At 53.8% G+C, this 26,432-nt stretch carries 20 protein-coding genes; 5 read left to right on the plus strand and 15 right to left on the minus strand.

The annotated features are described in order from the left end of the window. The first annotated feature begins 458 nt into the window (after positions 1-458). Positions 459-1,115: a hypothetical protein gene (locus EYC98_RS15410; protein ID WP_279246266.1), complete on the plus strand. Its 657-nt coding sequence runs from the start codon at positions 459-461 to the stop codon at positions 1,113-1,115. 341 nt (positions 1,116-1,456) lie between these two features. Here EYC98_RS15410 and EYC98_RS15415 read toward each other — a convergent pair whose 3' ends face one another. Further along, positions 1,457-2,398, minus strand: a complete 942-nt coding sequence (locus tag EYC98_RS15415) for a hypothetical protein (RefSeq protein ID WP_279246267.1) — start codon at positions 2,396-2,398, stop codon at positions 1,457-1,459. Positions 2,399-2,834: 436 nt separating this feature from the next. After that, positions 2,835-3,404: a hypothetical protein gene (locus EYC98_RS15420; protein ID WP_279246268.1), complete on the minus strand. Its 570-nt coding sequence runs from the start codon at positions 3,402-3,404 to the stop codon at positions 2,835-2,837. Positions 3,405-3,512: 108 nt separating this feature from the next. Here EYC98_RS15420 and EYC98_RS15425 point away from each other — a divergent pair, with 108 nt between their 5' ends. After that, entirely contained in the window at positions 3,513-4,748 is a 1,236-nt protein-coding gene (locus tag EYC98_RS15425; RefSeq protein WP_279246269.1) for a NupC/NupG family nucleoside CNT transporter, read from the plus strand. Positions 4,749-4,750: 2 nt separating this feature from the next. On the opposite strand, the gene EYC98_RS15430 is transcribed toward EYC98_RS15425, so the two are convergent. Together EYC98_RS15430 and EYC98_RS15435 are read right to left on the minus strand one after the other, a co-directional pair. After that, positions 4,751-5,146, minus strand: coding sequence for a DUF8021 domain-containing protein (locus EYC98_RS15430; RefSeq protein ID WP_279246270.1), 396 nt, complete (start codon positions 5,144-5,146; stop codon positions 4,751-4,753). A gap of 49 nt (positions 5,147-5,195) precedes the next feature. Further along, positions 5,196-6,137 carry an alpha/beta fold hydrolase gene (locus tag EYC98_RS15435; RefSeq protein WP_279246271.1) on the minus strand — a complete coding sequence of 314 codons (942 nt, stop codon included), beginning with the start codon at positions 6,135-6,137 and terminating at the stop codon, positions 5,196-5,198. Positions 6,138-6,392: 255 nt separating this feature from the next. On the opposite strand from EYC98_RS15435, the gene EYC98_RS15440 reads away from it, so the two are divergent. Both EYC98_RS15440 and EYC98_RS15445 read left to right on the plus strand, forming a co-directional pair. After that, complete coding sequence (locus EYC98_RS15440; RefSeq protein ID WP_279246272.1) at positions 6,393-8,000, plus strand: AMP-binding protein; 1,608 nt, start codon at positions 6,393-6,395, stop codon at positions 7,998-8,000. Positions 8,001-8,215: 215 nt separating this feature from the next. Next, positions 8,216-9,490, plus strand: a complete 1,275-nt coding sequence (locus EYC98_RS15445; RefSeq protein WP_279246273.1) for an MBL fold metallo-hydrolase — start codon at positions 8,216-8,218, stop codon at positions 9,488-9,490. Positions 9,491-9,507: 17 nt separating this feature from the next. Here the strand turns inward: EYC98_RS15445 and EYC98_RS15450 are convergent, their stop codons facing one another. The 5 genes from EYC98_RS15450 to EYC98_RS15470 all read right to left on the minus strand — a co-directional run bounded on the left by EYC98_RS15450 (position 9,508) and on the right by EYC98_RS15470 (position 17,644). Next, a complete protein-coding gene (locus EYC98_RS15450) occupies positions 9,508-10,902 on the minus strand; it encodes a hypothetical protein (protein WP_279246274.1) in 1,395 nt (464 codons plus the stop codon). Between the two features lie 2 nt (positions 10,903-10,904). Further along, entirely contained in the window at positions 10,905-12,815 is a 1,911-nt protein-coding gene (locus EYC98_RS15455) for a DUF3604 domain-containing protein (RefSeq protein WP_279246275.1), read from the minus strand. A 263-nt stretch (positions 12,816-13,078) separates the two neighbouring features. Next, positions 13,079-15,373, minus strand: coding sequence for a TonB-dependent receptor (locus tag EYC98_RS15460; protein ID WP_279246276.1), 2,295 nt, complete (start codon positions 15,371-15,373; stop codon positions 13,079-13,081). A gap of 269 nt (positions 15,374-15,642) precedes the next feature. Further along, positions 15,643-16,485: an SDR family NAD(P)-dependent oxidoreductase gene (locus EYC98_RS15465; protein ID WP_279246277.1), complete on the minus strand. Its 843-nt coding sequence runs from the start codon at positions 16,483-16,485 to the stop codon at positions 15,643-15,645. After that, positions 16,472-17,644, minus strand: a complete 1,173-nt coding sequence (locus EYC98_RS15470) for a sulfotransferase family protein (protein ID WP_279246278.1) — start codon at positions 17,642-17,644, stop codon at positions 16,472-16,474. Before EYC98_RS15470 ends, EYC98_RS15465 begins: the two co-directional genes overlap by 14 nt. 182 nt (positions 17,645-17,826) lie before the next feature. Here EYC98_RS15470 and EYC98_RS15475 point away from each other — a divergent pair, with 182 nt between their 5' ends. After that, entirely contained in the window at positions 17,827-19,407 is a 1,581-nt protein-coding gene (locus EYC98_RS15475) for a M48 family metalloprotease (protein WP_279246279.1), read from the plus strand. Between the two features lie 12 nt (positions 19,408-19,419). Here the strand turns inward: EYC98_RS15475 and EYC98_RS15480 are convergent, their stop codons facing one another. From EYC98_RS15480 to EYC98_RS15505, 6 genes are all read right to left on the minus strand, one after another. Then, positions 19,420-20,676, minus strand: coding sequence for a sulfotransferase family protein (locus EYC98_RS15480; protein WP_279246280.1), 1,257 nt, complete (start codon positions 20,674-20,676; stop codon positions 19,420-19,422). A 61-nt stretch (positions 20,677-20,737) separates the two neighbouring features. Next, positions 20,738-21,745, minus strand: a complete 1,008-nt coding sequence (lipA, locus tag EYC98_RS15485) for a lipoyl synthase (RefSeq protein WP_279246281.1) — start codon at positions 21,743-21,745, stop codon at positions 20,738-20,740. A 34-nt stretch (positions 21,746-21,779) separates the two neighbouring features. Further along, positions 21,780-22,709, minus strand: a complete 930-nt coding sequence (locus tag EYC98_RS15490; RefSeq protein WP_279246282.1) for a TauD/TfdA dioxygenase family protein — start codon at positions 22,707-22,709, stop codon at positions 21,780-21,782. Positions 22,710-22,747: 38 nt separating this feature from the next. Further along, positions 22,748-23,518, minus strand: a complete 771-nt coding sequence (locus EYC98_RS15495) for a class II aldolase/adducin family protein (RefSeq protein WP_279246283.1) — start codon at positions 23,516-23,518, stop codon at positions 22,748-22,750. 29 nt (positions 23,519-23,547) lie between these two features. Beyond that, on the minus strand, positions 23,548-24,459 hold the full coding sequence (locus tag EYC98_RS15500; RefSeq protein WP_279246284.1) for an NAD-dependent epimerase/dehydratase family protein: 912 nt from the start codon (positions 24,457-24,459) through the stop codon (positions 23,548-23,550). A gap of 203 nt (positions 24,460-24,662) precedes the next feature. Beyond that, on the minus strand, positions 24,663-26,387 hold the full coding sequence (locus EYC98_RS15505) for an SLC13 family permease (protein ID WP_279246285.1): 1,725 nt from the start codon (positions 26,385-26,387) through the stop codon (positions 24,663-24,665). Positions 26,388-26,432 lie beyond the last annotated feature (45 nt).

Genomic DNA, 26,432 nt, shown 5'->3' on the forward strand with positions numbered 1-26,432 from the left:
AACCAAGAGAGTCAAGCGACAATGATCTCTGGTCGAAGGATTTGGCGAGCTGTTATCGGCGCTCAGCGATGAATAAACGTATCTGCAACATAAGAAGCGTGCCGCATAAGGCGAGCATCCCGACATTGACAGTCAATGCCAGCGGACTCATCTGCGCCGCGCGAATCAATAGCGTCGCAGCCGGCGCGAGCGCACCGAGGACCGCAATAAATGAGGCGGCATACATAGCTTAGCTTAAGGGGTCAGAGCCCTTTTTTGAGCGTCCGCTTCGAGGTTTGATCTCAACCGGTCGTTAGCTCTGCCCTAGATCTGATCCGCCCTGCCGTCCGCTTTCGCCTATCAACGGCCATATATCCTCATGACGTCCAGAGCCATGAAATCGGCGCCTTATGCCATCCTCATTTTAAACCCAGCTGGGTATTGTGGCTCAATTAGGGAAAATTATTTGGGAGTTACTAATGGGCTGGCTTGAGAATCGGCGCGTAAGGCGCGAATGGCAAAGAAAGGTGGAGAGAATCTTTAGCGGCACGGATGAACCAAGAAATAAGACCATGAAGGCTTCACATTTCATCTGCGTCACTACCCTGGCAGTCGCATTATCTGCATGTGCGCCCAACGCTGAGAAATCTCCAGTTGGCGCCGAGGAGCAAGGGGTAGCTCAGGGGAGAACATTAATCGTTGACGGTAAGGCACGGGAAATTCCTGAGGGCGCAGACGTAATTTCTTGGAAGTGCCGTGAGTATGGTAGCCGCGATTCCAAGGATGAAGTTCTTGTCGAAGTTGGCCGAGCATCGTTTGCAAGCCTTGTCAAAACGCGCGATGAATATCAAGAACTGGACGAGTCGGATAAAGACTCACTTTCGAAAATTTTAAAAGCATTGGAGGACCACACCGCATTCGTTCTTTATGACGGAACGAATGAGGGAGAACTTGCCTTCTACAGTCGTGAGGGTCTCGACCAGAATTGGTATTGGGGTAGTCTTGGGGAAGAGGACCAAAAATATCGATACGCAATCGTTATAAAGCCGGATGGTAAAGGCCTGTACTACGACTTCTCTACCGCCAAAGATGGTGTCAAGAATAGGGCTGATGACGTTTTTAAATGCAGCAGGTGAACATACATGTTCTCTAACTTGACGTAGCTGTATCTTCTCTGCCCAAAGCGGAGAGAGAATAGTCGCTAGTTTAGTTCCGCTTCGAGGTGATAGTAGTCGTTAGCAGAGTCCTGGAATCCGATCAGCCCTAATGTCGGCTTTCGCCTATTCTGGGACATACTGCTCACCCGTTTCTAACAGATAAACTAGCTTACGCATCAGAGCTAGACTTGACGCCTCTGCCACGTTTGGCGGAGGCGACCAGTCGCTCGCCAGCGGTGGTTGGAAGCGAAGAGGCCGTGGTATGCATCAATTTTATTGCCAGGGACACTGGTTCATTTGGTCCGATAATTCCATGCATTCTATTGTTGTAGAGCTTTTCTTAGTTGCTCAAATGCCTCTGCGTCTTTTTTGCTGAAGTTGAATTTTGTGCTAGTGGTTTCCACTAGTTTTTTTTTGCCAGATTCGCCTAGTGCATGGATAGTGATTGATATTGGATAATCCGTATTGGTAGCTATGCTGGTTTGCGGGCATTGAAAAAATGTAGAACTATTGCTGCCAATCTGTTTTGTAACCTCGCATTGTTGTTTATGGTCAGGTGCTTTGAAGAAAACTGTTACATCTAGAGGCGTGCTGGATCCATTTGCCAAATTTAGAGCTAACGCGGGTCCGGTCCCTGGAAATGCCATCATTCCGCCGCTAGTGATACTGACCCATTGTGATGAGAACTGATAAGCAGTCGGACGTGTACTGCCGCTACTTACTATTGAGGAATTAGTTTCAACAAGATCAATGCCATATGAGCTTTTAACTCTTTCGGCAATGTCGCCCTGAGCAATATCCACTTTATAGCGAATATTTGTGTAAATGGTAATTAGGCCCGGTGGAAATTCAACAACTATCCTGCCAATATAAACCGGTTTGTTTGGTTGAACAGAAAAACTCAGCTCTATCTTCTTCTTCGCAGAATAGCCAAAACCGCTTTGGCTCAATACGAAGAAAGTGTAACTACCCGCAGGCATAGATAAAGCAAATATCTTTTCTTCGCCATCTCGATTTGCAATGACAGAATACTCATCTGGGAACATGCCTGAATCATTGTCATTTTTGGCGATGAGCTTCCATTCTGTTCGACCAAATGGATCGTCACCACCTCTTATTATTAGCGAGCCTATAGCTATACCTTCATTTGGTGAAAGAGATTTCAAATCTTCAGGCGATAACTTGGAAGGTGTTGCGCAACTGTTGAGAAGAAAAACAATAAGAAGCATTGAGCAAACTCTGAGTGAGTTATCAGATTCCATTTCTTTCTCCTATTTCGTGCCTGGCGAAAAATAGGGACTTTAATACTTTCATCATGTTCATGACGCGTCCCCACTTTCGGTGCATCTAATCAACTTTGAGCGTAACTCTCCTTCATATGGAACTAGTTGATCTGGAGTAATATTACCGTATTAAAAGTAAGACTATTTTGCTGCTGCCGGCAGCTTGGCTATAATGATAGGGAATAAGAAAATGTCGGTCGAGGCCGCCATAAGAATGAGCTAATGGGGTCAGAGCCCTTCTTTGAGCGTCCGCTTCGAGGTGAAAGCGGAAGTTTTCGCTGAATATATCGCATGGCTGAAAGGGCTCGTTAGCCAAGCCCTTGAATCCAATCCACTGTAATGTCGGGCATCAGTAATCGGGACAGACCTACATTTTGGAACCCATAAAAGGGCTCTGACCCTATCTGATGCGCCATCATTTCTCGGCAAGGTGGTAGTCATGAATCTGATCGGGAGTAATCTCACGCTGTAAGATACCCTCAAAACCACCGGGCGGCGCGTAGCTGTCTTCGAATTGCACCAGCCCATCATTATCAAAGCCCCAAATGATGACCAGCCGACTTTGATACAGGTATAACTTCTCGGCATCGGCGTCTGCGTGACCCATCATTTGCAGCACCGCTCCAGGGTAGGCCATCTTGATGACGCCCTCCTCCATAATATGATCGCGGTCGGCAATAATTCGGTCGGACTTGTGCTCTATGCGGTGCAAACCCGACTCGACAATCATACGGTAGTAATCGGCAACGCCGGCTTTACCCTGCGGGCTGTTAGCAGCATCCGCCGCCGGGTCGCCAGAATAGGAATGATAGCTGGCCTGCGGGGACACGGTGGCCATAAGTTGCTCGAAATCAGCCGCCGCTTCATAGCGGGCATGATTAATCACGATCTGCATGTGAGCCCTGATCTGTGGGTCTGGTTCGACCGCCATGCGTGATTCCATCAAGACCCAGTTACGTCGCGGATCTATAATATAATCGCTCATAAGAACACCCTCTGCGTTGGCAAGTAGTAGTGCCCCAGAACCGCAGATAGCGGTATATTGAAGCCCTGATAACAACTCAAGCTACAGCAGCCAGAAGGCGCTTACCAGATGTCACAGGCTATACCCGGTCTCGCCATTATCATTTTTCTGGCCTGGCTTACTTCTTCAAACCGTCGCGCGTTTCCACTGCGACTGGTAATCGTCGGTTTTGGTGTGCAGCTACTGCTGGCACTGGCGTTCCTCAAACTACCAGTTCTGCAAGAGCTGTTATTACTGATCAACAAAGCCGTACTCAGCGTCGAAGCGGCTACCAACCAGGGTACGCAGTTGGTGTTTGGCTTTGTGGGTGGCGGTCCTGCGCCCTATGCAATTACCGCTGCACAACACAATATGGTGCTAGCATTTCGTGCCCTGCCCATTGTAATCGTCTTCGCCGCGCTCAGCGCTTTGCTCTGGCACTGGCGTATCATCCCGCTACTGGTAACCGGGTTTGCGCGCCTGCTGGCGGGCACACTGGGCCTCAGCGGCGCGGTCAGTGTTGGCAGCGCTGCTTCCGTTTTCGTCGGCATGGTGGAGTCGCCCCTGCTGATTAAACCCTATCTCGCCAAGATGTCGCGGCATGAACTGTTTGTGCTGATGACCTGTGGGATGGCTACGGTTGCCGGTACCGTGATGGGTTTGTATGCGGGCATTCTAGCTAGCGTGCTGCCACAGGCACTGAGTCATATCCTGGTTGCATCACTGGTGTCAGCGCCGGCGGCGATTATGCTTGCCGCTATTATGGTGCCTGCCGAAACCGATGCGACACCAGCGGTCATGGATATGTCCTCGCCCTATCAAAGCAGCATGGATGCGCTGGTCAGCGGCACTGGGGAAGGCGTAAAGCTGTTCGGCAATATCATCGCCATGCTCATCGTGTTCGTTGCACTGGTGTATCTGGCGGACCAAGTGCTCGGATTAATACCCACAGGCGGTGAGCCTCTGAGTCTTATCGGAGTCGCAGGGAAATTATTGGCCCCGCTCGCCTACCTGCTAGGAATCCCCTGGTCAGAGGCGCAGTACGCCGGGGAGCTATTGGCCACCAAAGTCTTTATTAACGAGTTGGTGGCCTATTTGCAGCTAGCAGGTAGCGATTCCCAGCAGCTGAGCGCACACAGCCAACTGATTATGACCTACGCACTGTGTGGCTTTGCCAACTTTGGTTCTTTGGGGATAATGTTGGGAGGTCTGACAGCTCTGTGCCCGCAGCGTCGCGACGATATTATGCAACTGGCACCGCGGTCAATTTGGTCGGGACTGCTGGCAACCTGTATGACCGGAGCGCTGATCGGTCTGGTAGCCTGACATTAGAGATCCGTGCGCAGGGGTTCAGTGGCCTGCATAATCAACGAGTGGAGCTCGCCGCCGTTAAACAGTATTTCGATATGCTTTATCTCACCGTTTTCTATCCGAAACCGCGTGGCAATACGCATCACCACGTCCATGCCGTGTAGTTCCAGACAAAACCTGGCGTCAACATAGGGATCTTCTACCACCCAAACGAGGTCAGTAATCGCCTTATTGGCAAGATAAGCATCTCCGGCCAGTAGCTCTCGAAGCTGTTGGGCGTTACCACCCGTCTCCCAACCCATTTCCATACGCACGCAGTCTTCGGCAAACAAAACCTCATCGGGCTTGTGCTCCAGTAAACCCTGAAATAAATAAGTGCTGGCTATTGCGATCAGTTCATCACGTGTCGACATAATCTAACTCCGTTGCCTCCCTATGCTGTTGCGGCATGTATTCATTACCTCACTGCTGTGTGACAGCAAGCTCATTCAAAAAACGTACGATTGTCTCAGTCACTTCACCGCGATGGGTCAGCGGCATAAAGTGATCCGCACCTTTAATAGTATGCAATCTCGCCCGCGGCAAAATGCGCGCCAATAGCTGGGCATGGTAATACGGCACCGATGCATCAGCTGTACCATGCACGATCAGCGTAGGCGCCCTGACGTCATCTAAAGGCAGGTCGAGAGCCGTGAACTGCTGCAAATCATTCTCAAACCCCGCGGACCGCTGTGAAGGCGGCCACATCGCCCACATCATATCGAAGAGTTCACGAGTTGCCTGCGGACTAACCAGCACTCGCTGCTGATTATCAGGGTCTGGCAACATCATGCGCACCAGATCTTGCTCGCCGAGCAGGTTGCGCGCGGTGGACAGTGTCAGCCACACACCGAGGTCACTGCTCAACCATGCGGATAGTGGATCCAGTGTTATGCTGTCGACAACCGTCTCGAGCATCACCAAGGCCACTACCCGATCAGGATATAGCCCGGCAAAGGCCAACGCGGAAGGGCCACCACCAGACAAACCAACGACGACCGCATAGTCAATATCCAATGCATCGAGCAATGCCGCATACGCGTCAGCCTGCTCCTCCGGCGAACGCCCCGAGGCAAGCGGCGTACGCAGGTAACCCGGACGCGAGGGTGTCAATGTGCTCAAGCCGGGTACGCCGGGAAAGCCTAAAGCGTCGTAGCCACCAGGCGTGCCATGGATAAATAGCAACACCGAATCTGAATCACCCTCAAAATGATACTCAACAGGACCCACTCTGGTGTCAATAACCTGACTCCCGGCAACTAGTCCTTCGCGGCGCTCACCACTGAAATCAGCATAAGCCCACCAGGTACCCAAGGCGCCGATACCAGAGACCAATAGAAGACCCAGGATAATTTTGTTTAGCATCGCTTCTACCCCAAAAACCGTGATTTCGACCGCCTCGCTGCGGCGAACCCAGCATCACCCCGCAACACCGGAAGCAGAGGTGCAAGATAGCATACCTGCCGGCAAAACCGCTCCAGTCAGACGCTCATACGGACTAGAGCTGATGGCTTTTTCTGGTACTATCTTTACTCAATTGATCCACCGTTTACGCTTCTATTTTTTCTAACAGAGCGCGACTTTTCTGTAACAGAGCGCGATCAGGGAGATTCAACAACAGTGAAAGTACTCGACTATGACGCAACAGAACAGCGCCATTTAGGCCGCGCCATTGCACGTCAGGCAGCGGAGAATGGCGACTGCACTTTCATCATGTTTGGTGAGGAGCGCTACACCTTTGCCGAAACCAACGCCAAGGTAAACCAGCTGGCGGCGGGCCTTGCTGAAGCGGGCGTAGGCGCGGGTGATCGCATTGCATTTTTTATGTCCAGCTCTCCCGAGGTTATTTTCCTGGTGCTGGCCGCCAACAAGATCGGTGCCATATGGGTACCGGTGAACACCGACTACAAAGGTGCATGGCTGGAAGACACCATCAATCGCAGCCGCCCGACACTGGTTTTTACCGATGCCAGCCACGCCGAACGTCTTGCTGCGGTGCAGGCCGATCTGGCGGGTCTGCCTATTGTCGTGCTGGGCGACCCGGGGCCACTGAAAGGTTGCCGCAGCTTTGACTCGCTCTATGCAGCGGATGCCGCTGAGCCCGACATGTCTGCCTTCAAATACAGCGATACCTGCGCCGTGCTGTGGACTTCGGGTACCACCGGACGCTCCAAAGGCGTGATGCAAAGCCACAATGTGTGGTTCAACGCCTGTCTCTCGGCTACCGCCCAATACAAGACTCAGGCTGACGACGTCATTTTCTGTGTACTGCCTATGTACAACTCAGCGGCATGGGTTACTTCTATCTTCAGAGCTCTGCTGGCTGGCGTGCCTTTGGCCATTGACCAGTCCTTCTCGGTAAGCAACTTTTGGGAACGCGTCAGCTATTACGGGGCGACCCAGATATTCACCTTAGGGGCCATGCATATGTTCCTGTGGAATTCACCGGAAACGCCCAATGATGCCGATAACAGCTTGCGTAAAATTCAGGCTGTACCCATGCCACACGATATTATTGAGCCTTTCGCCAAGCGCTTCGGGGTTGAGGTACTGGGCCAGGGGATGTCGCAAAGTGAGGCTATGATGATCGTCAACCAATACGCCGGCGGTCGCACCAGCTGGCCACCGGGCAGCTGCGGCGGCCCCACGCATTTGGTCGACATTAAGCTAACCGATGACGATGGCAATGAGGTCGCCATTGGTGAACACGGCGAATGCTGGATCAAGCCCAAGCAGGACTACGCCATATTCAACGGCTATTTTGATGATCCAGAAGCCACCGCCAATGCCTATGAAGGGCAATGGTATAAGACCGGAGATCTACTGAAGCGCGACGCCGATAATGTCTTTTACTTTGTCGACCGTAAAAAAGACGCAGTACGCTTCAAAGGCCGCAACATCTCTACCTTCGAAGTTGAAATGGTCGCTCGCAAACACCCCGCGGTATTGGATTGCGCGGCGTTCGGCATCGCTAGTGAACATTTGGAATCCGAAAACGAAATAAAGCTCGACATTATCCTGCGCGACGGCCACAACCCCGAGCCTGAGGAAATTGCTCGCTTTATCAACGATAACGCACCCTACTTTTTTGTACCGCGCTATATCGAGTTCGTCGCCGAGCTACCTTACACGCCCACCAACAAAATCCAGAAATACAAGTTGCGCGACAAGGGGCTTACCGCCACTACCTGGGATGCCAATCAGGCTGGATTCAAGGCCACCCGCTGATTCTCCCTGCTACCACTAGCAGCAGGCAATAAGCGGGCGCCCGCAGTAAAGCCGCGCCCAGAGACAGATACCACAGCACTAGATCAACTCGCCCCGCGTCTGGCAGCAGAGCGGCGCAAGTCGACTAACACTTAGTACTTTGGTTGTAGATATTTGCAAATAACGGTCGGCTTATCTACTATTAATACGACCTCCTTAATAGTGAGAGCACCCAGATGCGCACCCCCCTCTACAAGTCGCGGCCTGTCGGCCCCCACTCCGCCCGTTTTGGCGGAGAACGCATCAACGACTTTATTGTCATGTCCGAGGGCAACTCCAATACTTATCTGCTGGAGACGCCGGCGGGTAATATCCTGATCAACTCGGGGATGGGCTATGAAGCACCTGTGCACGCGGCTAATTTTCAGGCGCTGGGTAATGGCGCGGCGATAAAGTACCTGATTACCACCCAGGGGCACGTCGATCACGTCGGCGGCGTACAGTACTTTCGCGACCAGCACCCTGGACTGCAATACATTGCCCAGGCCAACAATCCTGAGCATCAGGAGTATGACGCACGCCTGCAGGCATTTCGCGGCCAGCGCTCCGCCTTTCGTTTCATGGAGGCTTTCAAGCAGGATTTCGCGTACTACGCTGAGCAGGGCTACACCGGCATTAACGCGCAGGATACGCCAACGGCTGATATTCTGTTTGAGGAGCGCCACGAGTTATCACTGGGAGGCCTGGACCTGGTACTGATTGCTGCCGCCGGTGCCGAGACCAACGACTCGCTGATTGTTTGGCTACCGCAACACCGTATTGTATTGACCGGCAACCTGTTCGGCTGTCCGTTTGGCCACTTCCCCAATCTGGTGACCATCCGCGGCGACCGTTACCGCGATGCCCTGACCTGCGCTGCAGCTGCCGATAGTGTACTAGAGCTAAACGCAGAAATGCTGCTCTATGGCCACCACGAGCCGGTTGTCGGTGGCACATTGATTCGCTCTGAAATTAGCACCTATCGCGATGCCATTCACTATGTGCATGACGAAGTGGTCAAAGGTATGAATGCTGGAGAACCGTTGCATCAGCTGCAACAGGACATCCAACTACCGGCGGAGCTCGAAGTGGGTCAAGGCTACGGCAAGGTCTCCTGGAGTATTCGTGCAATTTGGGAGAACTACGCGGGTTGGTTCAAGCATGAATCCACCACCGAGCTCTACAGTGTTCCACCCACCGCTGTATACGCAGACCTATTGGAACTGGCTGGAGCGGGTCCGCTGCTGGACAAAGCTCGCGAGAAACTGGCGGCTGGACTGTTGGAGGAAAGTCTGCATCTGCTGGATATTCTGCTTAGCGTCCAAGCTGATAATACAGAGGCTAAAGAACTGGCCGTTGCTGTACATCAGGCCCTGCTCGAGAGCGCAGACAACTTCTGGCTCAACGGCTGGCTGGAAAACCAGATCAAGCTACTGCAGGGTGGCAGTACCGCCCCACTCGCTTTCAAATAGAGTGGTCGGCGCGCGGCCTAGAAAACCCGAAACCGACGCTGTACATGGGCTTGGCGCACGCCTATCACCTGACGGCGTTGCTCCAGCGTAAGCACCGGCATGTCATCCGGAAAGCAGTCCTGAATATCCGCAAAGGCCACCTTGCGACAGCTAATAGTCGGCCAGTCAGCCTTCGGCGGCAGTTCAGGATAAGCCCAACGATGCGATAAATAGCCACTAGGCAGTCCGGTAGTATCTATCCAGTTCTGCACGCCGGGGTCACGATGGGCAACCACCCAGCGCTGAATACTATCGTCGCCCATATGCATCTGCGCCAAATTGAGACTGCTTTGATGATTCGCGTAGTCAGGTGACTCGCCCCATAGATTGCCCAGGTGCATGCTGCTGTAGATCGGATCGCCGCTGAAACTTGCCTCCACGTAAAGCGCCTCGTCCGGTTCAAGCTCAAAAATTCCCCCGGCGTAAATATTGGTGCTCATGCCACCGCCGGTATCAGCAGATGCAGCATTGGGCGTGTTATAGGCGTTCACTGGCATAAAGTACGGACTGTTATTGACGTTCTCATGGCTGCCATTGCAGTTCAGCACTTTGTCATAAAAGTTTAGCCAGAAATGCATTTGACCGCGCACCACCGCGCCCATACGTCGCAACTGCGCAGCCGACTGCTCAGGCGTCTGCGCTGGTGGATGCTCGCCAATATTGTCTAATGGTGTGATCGAGAGATGGATCGGGTCTTCATTTTCCCAGTCGTAGAACAGCTGTCGTCCGGACACATAGTCTGCATAACGTGGCTCATCATCTTCTGCGTCGCCGCGCGGCGGTTTAGACGTGCAGATGAAATTACCCTCGTATGACTGTGGCCGCTCGGGTGCCAGCAGCACTTCAAAATCACCATTGCCGGCGACCTGCAGACGACTGGAGTCCAAGGTGCCAAACCCCGTGCGAAACCCGGGCATGAGTTCGGCCAGATTGCCTGTGTCACCCGCCATAGGGCCGCTGGCAGATTCAAAAATAAGATACTGCGGTGCTTTACCGCCGCCAGCTGAGCGCGGCTCACCGCGCCAATGGGAGAAATCGCCAGCATTGCCCTTGATCAGATAGCGCTGACGACCATCTATCGCCGCATAAAAATAGATGGCGTCGCTGTTATCAATCGTCGATTTATTGAAAATGGACAGCGCATTACGAAAAGCAGGAAAATTGACGTCCTCGTGAAACGCTCGCTCAATACCGTGATGCACGAAGCCAGCCAGATAGCGATAACCTTCGGCCAACACCCGCGGCGATGCCGAGGGCGGAAAGTAAGCCGGATCATCAATCGCGTTGCGAGCGCTCTGCAGCTCGCCGATCAGATCATCCCAGGCGGATCGTAATTCGTCGCGTGCCTGCTGCGTCGCTTCAATTTCTGTCATGACTAACTACCCTCGTTAACTAGCAGTTTCTGACCATTACTGGCTCGATACCAAATGGGTGAGGACCAGGCCCGCTCCTGAATCACCGGACGATGATCGGCGGCACAACATTCCTCTAGACCGTGACCAATAGTGCGCGGGTCACCGCAATCCACGCCGTTAGCGACACAGATACGTTGGCTCCAGCGACAGGACGGATTTTCTATCACGCGCGAGTAATACCAGGCGTCCGCATCCGCATCAAAATCCGGGTCGCTCCACACGGCGCACAAGGTGGCATGACCGGTGCCACTGGTGGCACAGCTGGTCGTATCGACGCTGGCGCCGTTATTGGCACTGCCAACGACGTCGTAGACTTGCTCGCGAGGTTGGCCGCCACTGTCTAACCAACCTTTGATTATTTGTATGCGCTGCAACGGCATACCCTCTGCACCAGCAACACCCGCGTCGGCCTGCGCCGATACCGCAAACACGGGAGACGCTGCCGAGCGCGGCGGCAGGTCGCCGCCCATGGGCACGCCGTCAGCGTAACCGCGGGTTACAAACTCACTGCTCTGACAGATATCCTCAGGATAACTCCAGCCTCCAAAGAAGCGGGTAATAATTCGCGGACCGCTGGTACCGTATGTCTCGCGTCGCTGCATGGCATCGAAGAGTGAATCGCGATCATTCTGCTCCGCCCACACCACAGCCAGCCCACCGGGACTGTAATCCAGCTTATCGGGTAGGCCAGGCGGCATTCGGTCTCCAGCTGGAACGCCGGCACCACCGTGGCCGAGAAAATCGTCTTCGACCGCCGCGCCGGGTGTCCCAAGATGAGTGTCGGTACTGGCTATAACACCGTATTTATAGGGATTTACGCCCAGTTCACGCTCAATCGCCAGGCCGTTGGTAAGCACGTCTCGCACAAAGCCTGCGCTGCGCATGGGCGGTGCACCCGCCGGTCCCAAACGTCCAGAACGCAGTTGCTCGAAGCCACACAACTCATCACTGGTCTCACCGAACTTGAAGTAGCATTCGGAAGAACCTTTGTGTTGCATGATCTCTACCAACGGCTCGTATTTTTGACGCAAGCTCGCATACGCCGCATCTATAGGTGCACCGCCGGCATCTTCACGGGTGAACATATCACCCAGACTGACATTCGAGTTGTGCGGAATTGTCAGCGCTTCACAGCCGGACCCGCTGCCATTGCAGTCGCGTTCAAGCGCCGCCCACAATAATTCCGGTGCCGGTTCGTTGATGAATGAAGGTGGCACTGCTGGCACTTCGCTATTACGAAACATGACATTGCGGTGCCAGTTACCGCCGCTGGGCCCCATACCTGTCCATTCGTATCCTACAAACGTAGTAAAGCTGCAGTCGCTACTACGATCGTAGTGATCTTCTGCTGCCTGCTGGATTTCGCGCCAGGGGGGTTGCAGTGCCTGAGCACAGATCCCGGTAGTCTTGTCGCCGCAAAACGGCAGGCGGTCATTGGTATAGGAAGCATAAGCGTTAAACAGGTAAAAGGCGCCGCGCGACCAATGCCGGTAAACCAGACACTCCCAGGCATCATAACCTTCCAGTTCCGGACTGTTGCAGATATTGACCTCACCGATCAGCTCAGCGTGGTCCGACAACATCGTGAAATCCAGCGGCCGTGACAGCTGCAGCGAACGCCGTGCCTTGCCATCGCTGGTCCAGGGCTGCAGCCCTATACGTTCACCGCGGGCAAACCGGTAAGCCTGGTCCGGTGTGGTACGAGTACCCTGAGTGCTAGCATCCAGCGAATAACGGGTATGCACATGGGTGTCGCCAAAAAACGCCTGACGCAAGGGGTCGTAGTGACTGCAATCTTCGCCGTAGGCCGAGACGCTGAGGCTGGTTAATAACAACACAATAAAACAACGTCGCCACAGGAGAAAAATCATACAAGGATGTCCGCAAGATTTCTTAAGCATAGAGTATAGAGCCGATAGCGGTTGAATGTGCATCCTACAGCGCATAGCGCTGCCAAACTATTGAACCGGCGGCAGACATGTTACGTCCGAGCGCAACCCAGAGAGCGGCAGAATGAATTCTCCCGTGCAGTGAGCAACGCTCACCCTAATCATCAGGCAAAAAAATGGCAACCCGGAGGCTGCCATCTAACGTTGTTTACAGGCCACCCGCGGGCGGCTGCCACAGCTCCGCGCTAGAAGCGGTAGCTAGCAGTTACCCCGTAGGTGCGCGGTGGCGTCAAGGTCAGCTCGTTGTAAGCATCACTTGCGGCGCGCTTCGCCAACACACCGTCTTCGTCGGTCATATTCTTGCCGAACACCTGCACACTCCAGGTATCACTGCGCAAGCCGGTATACAGGTCGAGCGTGGTGAAGCTGTCGGCCTCAAAGCGAGCCTCGATATCTCCAGGGACTTCGGTCTTTCCACGATAAACCACCAGGCCACTGAGATACGCATCTGCCCCAAACAATAACTGCGGGAATACATACTCAGACTGTAAGGTGCCAAAAAACTCGGGCTGCTCGCTGGCCTGCTCACCACTGGCGTCACAGGTATTAAAGCGATTACCCGCATCCACCGGAGGACCATTAGGATCGGTACAGGGGACCTCACCGTCGGTGAACTCTACCTTGGCATAGGTTGCCGAAGCAAAGAGTGACCAATTATCAGTGATCAACATTTTAAGCTCGCCCTCAAGACCAAGTTGCTCCGCCTCATCGACATTTACATAAGGTCGATTGCCGGCTATCTCTACGTCACCACTGGTAACATTGTAAGCTTCAAAACCCACCTGAACCTGATAATCCTCATACAAACTGTAGAAGAAAGCTGCCGAGTAGCGCGCCCTGCCGTCAAGGAAATTACCCTTCATCCCCAGCTCAAAGCTTTCTACGGACTCACCGGTGTAATTATTGAGGTCGCTATCTGGATCTTCGGGTGTCGCCTGAAATATACCAGTGGTATCAAAGTTAGGCGCTCCAGGACGATAACCCCGGTCCAGCGTACCGTACATGTTTAAGGCATCGCTAAACTGATGCGCTAACTTGATAGTGCCGGTCCACTCTTCCTGCTTGTCTTGGTCGCCTATAAAACAGGGGGAAGCACTGCCATCGGGACAGGGGAAAACACTGGGAATCGCAACTGTCGGGTCAGTCAGTTCGCCGCCTGGTTCCATCACTGCGCCCAGCAGAAAATCACCATCAATGATATTGGCGCTCTCAGATTCAAACTCGTTATAACGTAGGCCTACTGTCAAAGAAGTGTCATCGGTGAGATTGAAAGTATTGTGTGTAAAGATAGCTGAGGTAGTCGTGGCAGTGGGAATATCGAGAAATATCTGGAATACCCCAACGCCTTCAATGACCTGATCCACCCGCACGTCGGTCTGCGCCGCAGCATCGGAGTAATAGGCACCCACTGTCCACTCCCAGCGATCATCAAAGGCAGCACTGCTGATGCGCAGTTCATGCTGGAAATTATCGTTTACACTTCCGCCGTATGTACCAGCGTTGTACAACACCACACTGGGGATATCGGTGTTGTCGTTGTCATTGCGGGTGTCGTACTCTGAAGTCAGTAAGCCGGTAAACCAACTAACATCGATGTCACCCAAAGCCCAGTCCAACTTAAAAGTATAAAAGTCATCTTCTTTCTCGTTCATGACCGAGGGGGCATCACCTATTGCGTAACGGTCATCAGCCTGCACATTATAGTTGGCCAGATCAGAATCAATAGTCTCCACGATCCGGTGCAAGTCAGAGTCGTCAGTTTCAACACGGTGATAGCCAAACAGCATGCTCAAATCGTCAGTGGGCTCCCACAACAATTTTATACGGAAGGCATCTCGACCCCGTTCATCAGTTTCGTTACGGACAATATTTTCAATCCCGCTTTCGCGCTTGTCTGTTAAGGCGGCAATTCGAATCGCCAATTTGTCTTTAATAATAGGGACACTAACAGCTCCCTGCAGGTTGTAACCTGAAGGATCCACGACACTGCCCTGCACATAGCCGTTGACCTGAGTGAGGTCAGGATCGGCAGTCTTCATAATCATCGCACCGGTGGGTGAAGGCTGTCCGTACAAGGTGCCCTGAGGTCCTCGCAGAATTTGTACGCTGTCCATGTCGTACATACCGCCCAGCGCTGTCGCTGCCTGCGACGCCATGTAATAATCATCCAGATAAGTACCCACACGTGCGGGGGCTGCCTGCTGACTAAAGGTCCCGACACCTCGCAGACCCACACCTGTGTTGGTGTCACCCTCAAAACGTATATCCAGACCAGCGGTTAATTTACCCAACTCGTCCGCCTGAAACACAGAAAATTCTTCGATCTGCCGGGCGCCGATAACATTAACTGCCACCGGGGCTTCCGATAGCAATTCATCTTTTTTCTGTGCAGTAACAATAACTTCTTCCAGTTGCGCAGCTGCAAATCCGGAGTGCAATGTTGCAACCGCCACAGCGATTGCCAGGGGAGTGCGTCTCATATTAGTAACCTCAGTTTTTTTTATCTTGCGAGTAAATCAGGGCACCATCCTCAAAGGGACGATCACTAGATTAACGACAAGGTTTCGCCAGCAGTAGTACAACATTTACATGGGAAACCAATTTTTATATATTTTAGTTAGTCCATCTTTCCGAGTTTATTGAACCATCTTGGTTTTACGGCCGGAGCATTCTGCGCCACCGGCACCTCGCGCGCATCACCCATATTGGTTACAGGCCAAGCACTCAAGTATTCGGCGAATACATTGCACTAGTCCAACTGAGCAGCCAACAGCCCGTCGCCCAGTACTGTCTGACCATCGAGGCTCATTACCGGCCGTTGTAGTGCATGCAAAAGGCGTCGGCTGAAACAGACCTGCCCACAATGACGTTGGGTACACAATTCCAACGCGGCCTCCACCATCACCTCCAGCGGCTCAACCATATCGGGCCGACGCTCGGCGATATCGCGGACGTACTCAGCTCCCGGGGTCAACACAATCGCTTCTGGCGCCAGTGTATTGATGCACAACCCTGCCGCAGTCATTTCGTGCGCCAACGCCTCGGTGTAGCGATCCAGTGCGGCCTTGCTGGCACCATACGCACCGATCACGTGGGCCGCCTCCGGTCGATCGGGGTAAGGAACTTGCGGCTGATTGCTAGTGGCACTGCTGATATTCAGTATCCAGCCTTGCCCGCGTTCCCGCATGCCCGGAATCACCTGTTGTGCCAGCTCTACCGGCGCATTAACGTTAACTTCAAACATCAGGTTGCGGTCGGCAGTTGTCAACTGACTGGGCATACCCATACGCGCCATGGCCGCGTTGTTGACCAGAATGTCCAGCGGACCGAAGTGCGATTCAGCGCGCTCAACAAGGTCGGACCGTGATTGCGAATCTGCCAGGTTCGCGACTTCAGCTACAGCATCTGCACCGCTGGCCTGAAGATCGGCAACCGCCTGTTCCAGAGTGCCGGGTAGCTTACCGTGTACCCCCAACCGCGACGCGCTGAGTATCACTCTTGCGCCCTCAGCGGCGAAGCGGGTGGCGATTGCCAACCCAATACCGCGACTAGACCCTGTGATAAGCGCAACTTTCCCTTCAAGAAGATTCATGATCTGCCTCTTTCTCTGCCGCAACAGTCACAGATGGCCGTGGCCATTCATAGCGCTGATACAACGTTTCCAGTTCGGTTTCTATACGTTGCAGTGACAAGTCATAATCATCAATGCTGTATTCAAATTTGCTGTTGTGAGTGCGCTCGCGATCTGCCTGTGCCGCTAACCAGGATTCATAGACTGGGGTCATCGTCATGCCCAGTGCTGCGTAGACTGCATTAACAGTTGCCTGCGGATCCGTGGTCAGGTCACGATAATCGACAAACATTTGCGGCGTATCAGGATGACGCGCCAAGACCCGATGCGGGTTGTGAAAGTGCTCAAAGGCGATATCCGTCAGTAAGTCCAGCGAAGTACCATAGTCCTCGCGGGTCCACCCTCTGGACCCCCAGGCCACTTCTACCAGCTTTAGCACACTGGGAATACACTGCACGGGATCACGCACCATCACCAGGATGCGAGCATCGGGGAATGCCTCTATCAATGCCTCTACCCATCCACTCATCACCGGGTTTTTGGCCAAATGCACCTTGTCGCCGCCGTTGAGCAACAGCTGCCTTTTCATGAGCTCACGATAGTGATGTAGCCAGCGCTTGCGTTTCTGGGGCATCTGATCGACATGAAAGATGTCGATCACGTCCATCATTGGTATATCCAGAGACCACTGTTGAGTAACAAAGGCCGCCGTCATGGCAAAGCAATCTTCCTCTGAGGCCCATAGGCTCATGTAATGCATATGCCGGTAAGGACCAAAGGTTTTATCATCCCAGGCTACCAATTTGCGCCTGCAGGCACCGCCCAAACACCGCTGATCGAGCCAACCCAAACCGCGAATGATTTTTTTCTCCAGCAGCGAGGGAAAGAACATTTCCCAATACAAAGGATAGCTAAAACGCTCTTCATCAGCCGCCAACAGACGGTGTAATAGAGTCGTGCCACTGCGACCGTGTCCGACAATGAATACCGGCGCGCGCATCTGCTGGCTCCATAGACGCGGAAAAAACACATAGTCGAGCAGAAAGAAAACTGCATGAATCGTACTTACTAGAGGTACGACTACCAAAAGGCGCAGCAGCATCTTGGGCTTGGAGGGATAATCCTGCAGCTTCCAGACATGGCGCAACACTCGCCAGTAATAATCAAAGTCAAAGTACATAGTGGTTTCCCGGATTACGCCCCAGTCTAACGCAGCAGGCTGGCCCGGCAACCCGGTCAGCCTAGCTTTCTGCACCAGCCGCATCTGAGTGCAAAAACATACTCGCGTAGATAGCGGTGCGCACTGATTCTGTCAACTCAAGGTTTCTTGTTATCATGCGGCTTCCTCCAAGAGGCATTGCCATGCGCCAACTACTGATATTGTGGATTCTTGCACCGCTGTTGCTCACTACGGCCTGTGCCGTCAACCCGGTAACCGGCGAGCGAGAATTATCGCTGGTGTCTGAGCAGCAGGAAATTGCTATCGGCGCTCAGCAGTACGGACCGTCGCAGCAATCCCAGGGCGGAGCCTACGTGCTTGATGCCGGTCTGCAGGCCTATGTCAGTGACATCGGCCACCGTCTGGCAGCAGTAAGCGATCGGCCTGACCTACCCTATGAATTTGTAGTCCTGAATAATTCTATACCCAACGCCTGGGCCCTGCCCGGCGGTAAAATTGCCGTCAATCGCGGCCTGCTGGTTGAACTTGATGACGAAGCCGAGCTGGCCGCCGTCATAGGCCATGAAATTGTTCACGCCGCAGCTCGTCATGGGGCGTCGCAAATGAGTAGTGGCGCGCTGACCGGATTTACCGCGCAATTGGCGACTATAGCGGCAGCCAGCGTTGGCTTTGGCGATATTGCTAATTCCGCGTCGCAGGCAGGCAGTGCCGCCTTCATGGCCAAATATGGACGTGATGACGAACTGGAGTCCGACAAATATGGTATCCGCTATATGTCAAAACTTGGCTACGATCCTCAGGCAGCAGTATCGCTGCAGGAAACCTTTGTACGCATGAGTGGCAAACAGCAGCAAGATTTTGTTAGCGGCCTGTTCGCCAGCCACCCGCCCTCCCAGGCGCGAGTTGATGCCAACCGCGTGCATGCGCGTGAGCTGCCGCCAGGGCAACGCTACCGTGAACGCTATCAGCAGCGCATAGCACAGCTTAAGCGCGACGCTCCGGCTTATGCCAAGCTCGATGAGGCGCTAACTGCGCTCGGCGAGGAACAACCACAAAGAGCCATTAACCTGCTGGACGCCGCCTTGAAAATTCAACCCAATGAAGCGCAGCTCTGGGAGACTCGTGGCCACGCCTGGAATATGCTCAAAAACAGTGACAACGCAGTCAAAGCCTACAGCACCGCCATTGCCAAAAACCCCGCTCAGTTTAGCCCCTACCTCTACCGGGGTATCACGCACTATCGACGCGGAGAAACCGAGCTGGCCGAGCAAGATCTCCTCGCCAGTAATCAGAAATTACCCACCGCTGTCTCTGCCTACTATCTGGGCGAAACCAGCCTGGCTAACGATGATCAACAGCAGGCGCTCAGCTATTTCAACCAGGTGGCACAAGGCGGCAATAAAGAGCTGTCGCAGCTTGCGCAGGTGCGTCTAGCCCAGCTAGAGATGGCAGCGCAGCCCGGCAAATACATCGCTACTGCGCCCTACGTCGGTAAAGACGGCTATTTGTACATTGCCGTGCGCAACAATAGTAGCCTGACCGCTGCAAACGTGAAGCTGGAGCTGATTCAGATTGATAGCAGCGGTAAGGCTATTGCGCGCGAACGTCTGCAAAATACTCTGCAGCTAAATAGTGGAGAGCGCGTCGATATAAAAACCCGTACGGGGCCGCTATCCAATACCGCAGCAGCCAGCCAGTTTCGCAGCCAGGTGATTAATGCCGAGCCGGTCGTCGTTGAACTGGCCGCCGCCGATAACCGCTAGCAGCTGACCCGGTTAGCTGTTTTCGGCCTCCCGCGGCACCGGAAAGGCCTCCATATAAGCGGCAAACCGCTGATAAAGCTCAGCCCGAGTTATCCCGAAGTCGCCTTCAAGATCATACTGGATTTTGCCCAGGTGCCCGCGCTGGTGTTGGTCACTATAGGCCTGAATTTCGGCGCGGGTAGACGCGTCAAAGCTTAACCCGGCCTTGGCATATATCTGCTCCAGCACACCGAAATCATCTTTCATAAATTCATCGAAGTGGACCTGAACCACTTGCTCCGCGGGCAAGGCGTGAATACCCGCCGTAACTCCCTGCAGCAGCGCCTCCTGAATGCGCAGCGCCTGCGCGCTGACTTCGTCCAGATCGACCGGATCACGACTCATACGCGCGGTATAACTGAGCATAGTCACCCAAGAGGTAAAAATGCCGACCGGGTCACGATGGGTCACCACATAAGTGGCGTCGGGGAATACGTTGTGCAGTACCGGTAGAAAAGCCAGATGCTGAGGGCTTTTGAGTACCCAGCGCCGCGGTCCGCGCAACCACTGCAGGGCCTTCAGCACACGCTTTAAAAATTCATAGTGCGGCGTCTGGTCCTGGCCATAATAATAATCTTCCCACTGCGGAATATTAGCCAGATTGGCCTGCAGCAGAGTACTGGCATCCAGAAACTGCAGCTCAATCTCTTCATGGATACTGTCATTGCGCACATCGTACATATTCTGGAAGTACGGCATCATCGCGTCCTGCATCGCCAATTGTGCCAGCCCATTGGCATAACGCTCATCTTCTGCGTCGCCCTTGAGGGTGGCCTGGCTGGGAATCGGCTCCAGGGATTCCCAGTAACGCAGCGAGCGTAAGCGGGTATCTGCGGAAATCAGGTTCAGTAAGTGGGTAGTACCTGAGCGCGGTAAACCGGCAATAATGATCGGGGCTTCTATCTCCTCGGCTTCAATCTCGGGATGCTCCAGATACAACGCCTCCAGCCGACTCCGTTGTACCAGATGGCGCTGCAGGTACATGGCAATCGTCATACGCCCCATGGCGCTGAGATGGCTGTCTGTAGCCACAGCAGAGAGAAACACTTGTACCCGCTCGCGCAAACCCGAGTCTTCATAAAACGGCACATCACACTGCTCACGAGCCGCCGCCAATACCCCGTCAAGCGTCAGGTCCACGGGCACGGCAGCTACGGCATCCAGCAGTGCCTGTGCCTCAGGGGTGTATTCGGGAGCAGCAAGGTCCGTAAGGCGGATAGTGTCAGTCATTTTAGTTGGGTCCGATGGGGAGGAGCGCGCTAAAAACTGCAGAGAGGTGGCGCTGATACCTCTAGATATTGACCACGGGTATCTGACCAGGCAGTCCCAGATTATTCTGCTCGAGGATGCGGTCGGCACGATAGCTTGAGCGCACGAGCGGGCCGGAGGCTACCTCAGTAAATCCTAATGCCAGCCCCTGCTCTCGGTAAGCCGCGAAGGTATCCGGATGCACCCACTCAGCCACCGGCAAATGGTTTACTGTGGGACGGAGATACTGCCCCAGTGTCAAAATGTCCACCTTGTGAGCGCGCAGATCACGCATACATTGCAATATTTCATCCGGCGTTTCACCCAGACCCAACATCAGGCTCGACTTGGTCAGTATCTCCGGGCGGTGGGTTTTGGCGAAGGCCAGAACATCCAAAGTCTGTTGATACCCTGCTCGAGGATCCCGCACCCGGTAAGTCAGGCGTTCGACTGTCTCCACATTCTGGGCGAACACCTGCAAGCCAGAGTCGACTACCGTGGCCACATCGGCTTCCACGCCGCAAAAATCTGGCGTCAACGCCTCGACTGCGGTACCCGGGTTGAGCTCACGAATAGCTTTCACACAGGCGGCATAGTGCGCCGCGCCACCATCATCAAGGTCATCGCGGTCGACCGAAGTCAGCACCACATAACGCAAATTCATCAACTTGACCGAGCGAGCACAGTTCGCGGGTTCCTGCGGGTCCAGCCAACCCTTGGGGTTGCCCGTATCCACGGCACAGAAACGACAGGCGCGGGTACAAACGGCACCCATCACCATTATTGTGGCGGTACCGTTACTCCAGCATTCACCGATATTGGGACAATGACCTTCCTCGCAAACAGTAGCCAAGCGATGCTCGGAGACAGTTTCCTGCACGGCACGGTACTTTTCGCCGCGCTCAATACGCATCCGCAGCCATGGCGGCTTGCGTTGATTGGGTACTTCGCGGTCGGCATTGGGCTTAATGCCGTCCTTGATCGCGGAAAAGCCCTGCGGCGTGCTGAATTTGACGCCGCTGCCGGGACGCTTGTTGTTCGCTTCACTCATGAATCTATTCTAACGGGAAATGCTCGCCAATACTCTAGCTCGCCTCGGCTAATTGACGACCCAGCATCACATCTCCGGCTATGGTCGTGCGATTGATAAGCCGCTTCACTCCAGGTTTGGTACCCGACGTGCAATGCATAGCGCGCCAGTTATCCCAAAGCACCATGTCACCCTGCTGCCATTCATGAAAATAATGAAACTCAGGCTTGCGGGTATGGGCCACAAGCTCCCTTAGCAGCTCGTCTGCCTCACTATCATTCATCCCGGCCCGTTCAGGATCAATGACCCGATCCAGGAACTGTTCGACGATTTCCAGCAGGTTGGCACCAGTTACCGGGTGCTGCACTACGATAGGATAGATGGCATCTGGAAAGTCCGGAAACCCCATATCACTGGGTTTCTTGGGTGAGTCGGGGCCGGGTTCATAGTCCTCAACATCAACAAAGCGCATCTGACGACGCTGCATATTGAACTGATAAGCTACTTCCAAACCAGCCAGCTTTTCCTTTAAGGCCGGAGCAAGCGCGTCATAGGCTTTCTGCAGGTCGCCAAAGCCGGTCAAACCATCCTCCGAGGCTACCACCACCGCACGCAGCAACGCTCCGTGATTAGGCTTGCCGGTATAGTGCAGGTCCTTGTGCCAGTCGAGACGACCAACGATCTCCTGCCCCTTATAGAACGCTGTTTGATACTTATCTTTGTCGCCGCCATTTTCCAACACAAACAGTTCCGGATAGTCCAGTGATGTGGTGGTCGCCAGCGGGTGCATCTCCAGCGGCCCAAAAATGCGACTGAATTCTATTTGTTTTTCAGGCGTCACTTCCTGGCCACGAAACAGCAAGATGCCGTGCTCATACCAGAGCGCCTTCAGTTCTGCCTGCAACTGCGGGGTCATGGGAGCATTGATATCAAAGCCAGTGACTTCGGCGCCTACGCTATCGAGCAATCGTGTCTGTAAACCCATTGTCGTCTCCTTTAATCTTGCTACGGTGCGCTTGCAAACTAGTCCAAGATGCCAGGATCAGCGCGTAATTCACGCCGCGCCATGGCTTCAAATTGAAACGGAAAACCGTTGGCATCGGTTATTCCTACCTGCTTCACCACAGTATCTGGTAATGGCACGCCACCACCAATAGCTTCCGCATACCAAGCGCGCTGGCTACGCCATTCGAGGGTCAAAACGCGCAAATGCGCCTGACGCAGATCCTTCGCTACCACCAGCGAACCGTGATTTGCCAATAGCGCCCAGCTGGCATCACCCAACGCATCCACCGCAGCCTGAGTCGCATCGGTATCTTCGAAAGTGCCGTCGTATTCATCAAACAATAGCAACTCACCGGGTACATGAGCGCCAGTCTGATCAATAATCGGCGGCACCCGCTTGGCATTGGCCCAGATACCGCTCCAGTGCGCATGATTGTGAATCACAACATGTGCGTCCGGTCGCTGCTGATGCAGCTGTATATGCAAGCCCAGCGCCGGAGTAACATTCCAGTCGCCTTCGATGATATTACCCTGCGGGTCCAGTGTAAGAATGTCGCTGGCGGTCAACTCATCCCAAGCCAACTCCCACGGATTCACCAAGATATTGCCGTTATCCAGACGATAGGTAATATGCCCTGCAATGTGCTCGTTCCAGCCCTCGTTAAAAATCATTCGACACAACAAAGCCACCTTGGCCTTATCGCTCATAGGCGGCAGCAGCTCACGACGACCGGGGCGCGGCGCAAACCGACGCACCATGGCCTCATTTAGTCCCTCATACTTTTCCATATTTACTCTACTCCTGCTAGCAACTGCGCTCAGCCTGCCAAGACAGCTGCGGCTACTTCATTGATCATGGGACCGACCAGACCACGATCATAGCCCAACAGCTCAGTGTCTACTGCATCTGGTTCATAACTTACCGTAACGCCAACGCCGGCAAACATAATCACATTTGGCAGCAGCGGGTGGTCATCGTCGCGCACCTCAAACTCGCGCGGCTTACCGGCAGCCGCGGCCCAGGTCTCGAGATAATCCTTCCAGCTATAGTTTTCATCACCGACCAGATACGCCTTGCCAGATTCCCCACGCTGCAGCGCGCCGACTATCGCCTGGGATAGCGATGTGGTGGTGATGTGATTAGTACCACCGGGCGGCGCAAAGAGTGGCAGGTCGGGAAGGTTGCCCATGACGTAATGCACCAGTCCCCCCAGATGCGGAATATCGAGGCCGGGCAAGTGCCCCAGTACATAGGGAGCATTCAGGCTACAAACGCTAAAGCTATCATCCGCCAGCGCCCGCGCGCCCTCATCGGCCAGGTGGCGCGACTTCACATACGCATTGACTTCAATTTGCTGCGGCGCCACCTGCGGGTAAAAACTGCCAATATAAACCGCTCGTGGAATGCCCGCCGCTTTGGCCGCGGCAAAGAAACGCGGCACAGCCTCGCTGTTGCTGCGGCTGTAAAATTCTTCCTCTGTTACGGAACCATCCTGCGGCATATAACGGATATCAACGGCGGCGGCAAAAACCAGCGCATCGAAACCTCGCAGTCGCCCGTCGCTGCAATCGTCATCAATATAGTTGCCCGGTATAAAATCAAATTCCGCCAGCCCCGGCACTGAGCTGCGCTTGCGCGCCATTAGCGTAACGGCATGACCCTGCTGCGCCAACTGCAGCGCTGCATGACCACCGATAAGCCCGGTGCCACCTACAATTAATACTTTCATTGAGCTCTCCTGATACCGCATGTAACAGCCATACGGCCGCCTCGAATCTACCAACGATTATGCCCTATACAGCGGCAATGGCTGCATCGCAGCGGTTTGAATAGCTGCATCCTACGACACTAATTCCTCGCCGCAGCCGTTATAGAAGGTCAACTGACCACTAAGCGGACAGGGTTTGCCGCTTCAGTAAGCGAGCAGCCGCATCAGAAGGGAAACACCAGGGGAATCAATATCAGCACCGCCGCGGAATAAACCAGAGACATAGGCACACCGGCACGAAAATAATCAGCCAACCGATAACCGCCCAGGTTTTGCACCATCAGGTTGGTGGCGTAGCCGTAAGGCGTAAGAAAGCTGGCACTGGCGCCATAGGCAACAGCCATCACAAATGGCATATGGCTCAGCCCGTAGCTTTCGGCCAGCCCAAAAGCAATCGGAAAACTGAGTGCGGCAGCGGCGTTATTAGTCATCAGCTCCGTCAACACCAACGTAAATAAAAATATACAGGCGATGGCGGCATGCGGCCCCAGATCAGCTAAACCGGAATGCAGCCCCTCGGCCATCAACGCCACCAATCCCGAGTTATTCAGCGCCTGCGCCAATGTCAGCGCCGAGGTAATAATCAGACACAACTCAAAGGGGAATCGGCGCCGCAGCTCTTCCACCTTGATAACGCCAACGGCGAGCATACCCACTAGCAGCAACGCTAAACCCTTGATCAATGGCAGCACGCCCAGCGTTGCTAGCAGGATCACACCTAGCAAACTCAGTGAGATGAAGTAGTTTTCAAAACGGGTGGCACTGGCGCCTACTACCTCGTCATCAATAACGATAAAATTCTTGTCGAGGTTTTTGCGCTCGTAGAAATCGGGGCCCACGGCCAGCATCATGCTGTCACCGGCCTGAATAGTAATGCTACCGAGCTTGCCCGAGAGCCGTTTACCACCGCGGCGCATGCCGACAACGGCAGCATCAAACAGCGAGCGAAAGCCGGTATGTTTAAGTGTCTTGCCTTCGATGGAAGCATTAGGCACCACCACCACTTCAATCACGTTGCGGTTGAGCAGGCCTTCTTCCAACGCAAACAAACTGAGACCGTTGAATTCCTCCAATACCCCCACTTGCTTAACATCACCAGAAAAAATCAGTTTGTCACCGGGCTCGATATGCTCGCTTGGCGACACCGGCGATATCAGGTGTCGCCCTCTTACGATCTCGACCAGAAACAATTCTTCCAGATCTCGCAGCCGATTCTCTTTAACACTCTTGCCGATAAGCGAGGAATCCTCGTTGACCTCCGCCTCAATAAGATATTCATTAAAGTTCACCTTCTCGATGGCGTTATCGGGCAGCAATCGCGCGCTGACAAACATCATCACCATGCCCAGACCGGTTACGCTGGAACCAATAATCAGGAAGTCAAAAAACGCCAAGCCCTGCCCCGTCATGTCTTCGAGAAAACTACTGACGATCAAATTGGTGGAGGTACCAATCAGCGTCATAGTGCCGCCCAGAATCGCCGCATAGGACAGTGGGATCAGCAACTTGCTTGCGGCGTGATGGCGATTACTGCGCACCGCATGAGCCAGCGTCGCGACCACGGCGGTGTTATTGAGAAACGCTGAAAACAGTGCGGTAACAAAGCTAAGCCGAAACAGGCTCAGCCCATAATTCTTGGTGATAAGGCGACCGGAGACTAACTTGAGCCAGCTCATTTTCTCCAGACCAACTGACACCAGCAGCAGCAGCAGCAGAGTGACAAGGCCCGTATTGGTGGCTTTGGACAACACCTCTTCCGTGTCGACCAAACCCACAAAATACGCCGCCAGCATAGCACCCGCAAATACTTTGGATGCCTTCCAATCGGTGAAGATCAGGCTAGCGAATAGGGCTAAAAAAAGCAGCGAAATGAAAATTTGTTCCAGCATAGATCTCTACGTTTTTATAAGCTTGCAGCCGCAAGAGCGCCGCCA

Origin of the sequence: Candidatus Litorirhabdus singularis, from assembly GCF_026262625.1 — a bacterium.
In the GTDB taxonomy this organism is placed as follows: Bacteria; Pseudomonadota; Gammaproteobacteria; order Pseudomonadales; family Halieaceae; genus Litorirhabdus; species Litorirhabdus singularis.

Coding starts and splice junctions, on each gene's coding strand:
- EYC98_RS15410 (WP_279246266.1), top strand. CDS start 459: ATGGGCTGGCTTGAGAATCGGCGCGTAAGGCGCGAATGGCAAAGAAAG.
- EYC98_RS15415 (WP_279246267.1), bottom strand. CDS start 2,398: ATGGAATCTGATAACTCACTCAGAGTTTGCTCAATGCTTCTTATTGTT.
- EYC98_RS15420 (WP_279246268.1), bottom strand. CDS start 3,404: ATGAGCGATTATATTATAGATCCGCGACGTAACTGGGTCTTGATGGAA.
- EYC98_RS15425 (WP_279246269.1), top strand. CDS start 3,513: ATGTCACAGGCTATACCCGGTCTCGCCATTATCATTTTTCTGGCCTGG.
- EYC98_RS15430 (WP_279246270.1), bottom strand. CDS start 5,146: ATGTCGACACGTGATGAACTGATCGCAATAGCCAGCACTTATTTATTT.
- EYC98_RS15435 (WP_279246271.1), bottom strand. CDS start 6,137: ATGCTAAACAAAATTATCCTGGGTCTTCTATTGGTCTCTGGTATCGGC.
- EYC98_RS15445 (WP_279246273.1), top strand. CDS start 8,216: ATGCGCACCCCCCTCTACAAGTCGCGGCCTGTCGGCCCCCACTCCGCC.
- EYC98_RS15450 (WP_279246274.1), bottom strand. CDS start 10,902: ATGACAGAAATTGAAGCGACGCAGCAGGCACGCGACGAATTACGATCC.
- EYC98_RS15455 (WP_279246275.1), bottom strand. CDS start 12,815: ATGATTTTTCTCCTGTGGCGACGTTGTTTTATTGTGTTGTTATTAACC.
- EYC98_RS15460 (WP_279246276.1), bottom strand. CDS start 15,373: ATGAGACGCACTCCCCTGGCAATCGCTGTGGCGGTTGCAACATTGCAC.
- EYC98_RS15465 (WP_279246277.1), bottom strand. CDS start 16,485: ATGAATCTTCTTGAAGGGAAAGTTGCGCTTATCACAGGGTCTAGTCGC.
- EYC98_RS15470 (WP_279246278.1), bottom strand. CDS start 17,644: ATGTACTTTGACTTTGATTATTACTGGCGAGTGTTGCGCCATGTCTGG.
- EYC98_RS15475 (WP_279246279.1), top strand. CDS start 17,827: ATGCGCCAACTACTGATATTGTGGATTCTTGCACCGCTGTTGCTCACT.
- EYC98_RS15480 (WP_279246280.1), bottom strand. CDS start 20,676: ATGACTGACACTATCCGCCTTACGGACCTTGCTGCTCCCGAATACACC.
- lipA (WP_279246281.1), bottom strand. CDS start 21,745: ATGAGTGAAGCGAACAACAAGCGTCCCGGCAGCGGCGTCAAATTCAGC.
- EYC98_RS15490 (WP_279246282.1), bottom strand. CDS start 22,709: ATGGGTTTACAGACACGATTGCTCGATAGCGTAGGCGCCGAAGTCACT.
- EYC98_RS15495 (WP_279246283.1), bottom strand. CDS start 23,518: ATGGAAAAGTATGAGGGACTAAATGAGGCCATGGTGCGTCGGTTTGCG.
- EYC98_RS15500 (WP_279246284.1), bottom strand. CDS start 24,459: ATGAAAGTATTAATTGTAGGTGGCACCGGGCTTATCGGTGGTCATGCA.
- EYC98_RS15505 (WP_279246285.1), bottom strand. CDS start 26,387: ATGCTGGAACAAATTTTCATTTCGCTGCTTTTTTTAGCCCTATTCGCT.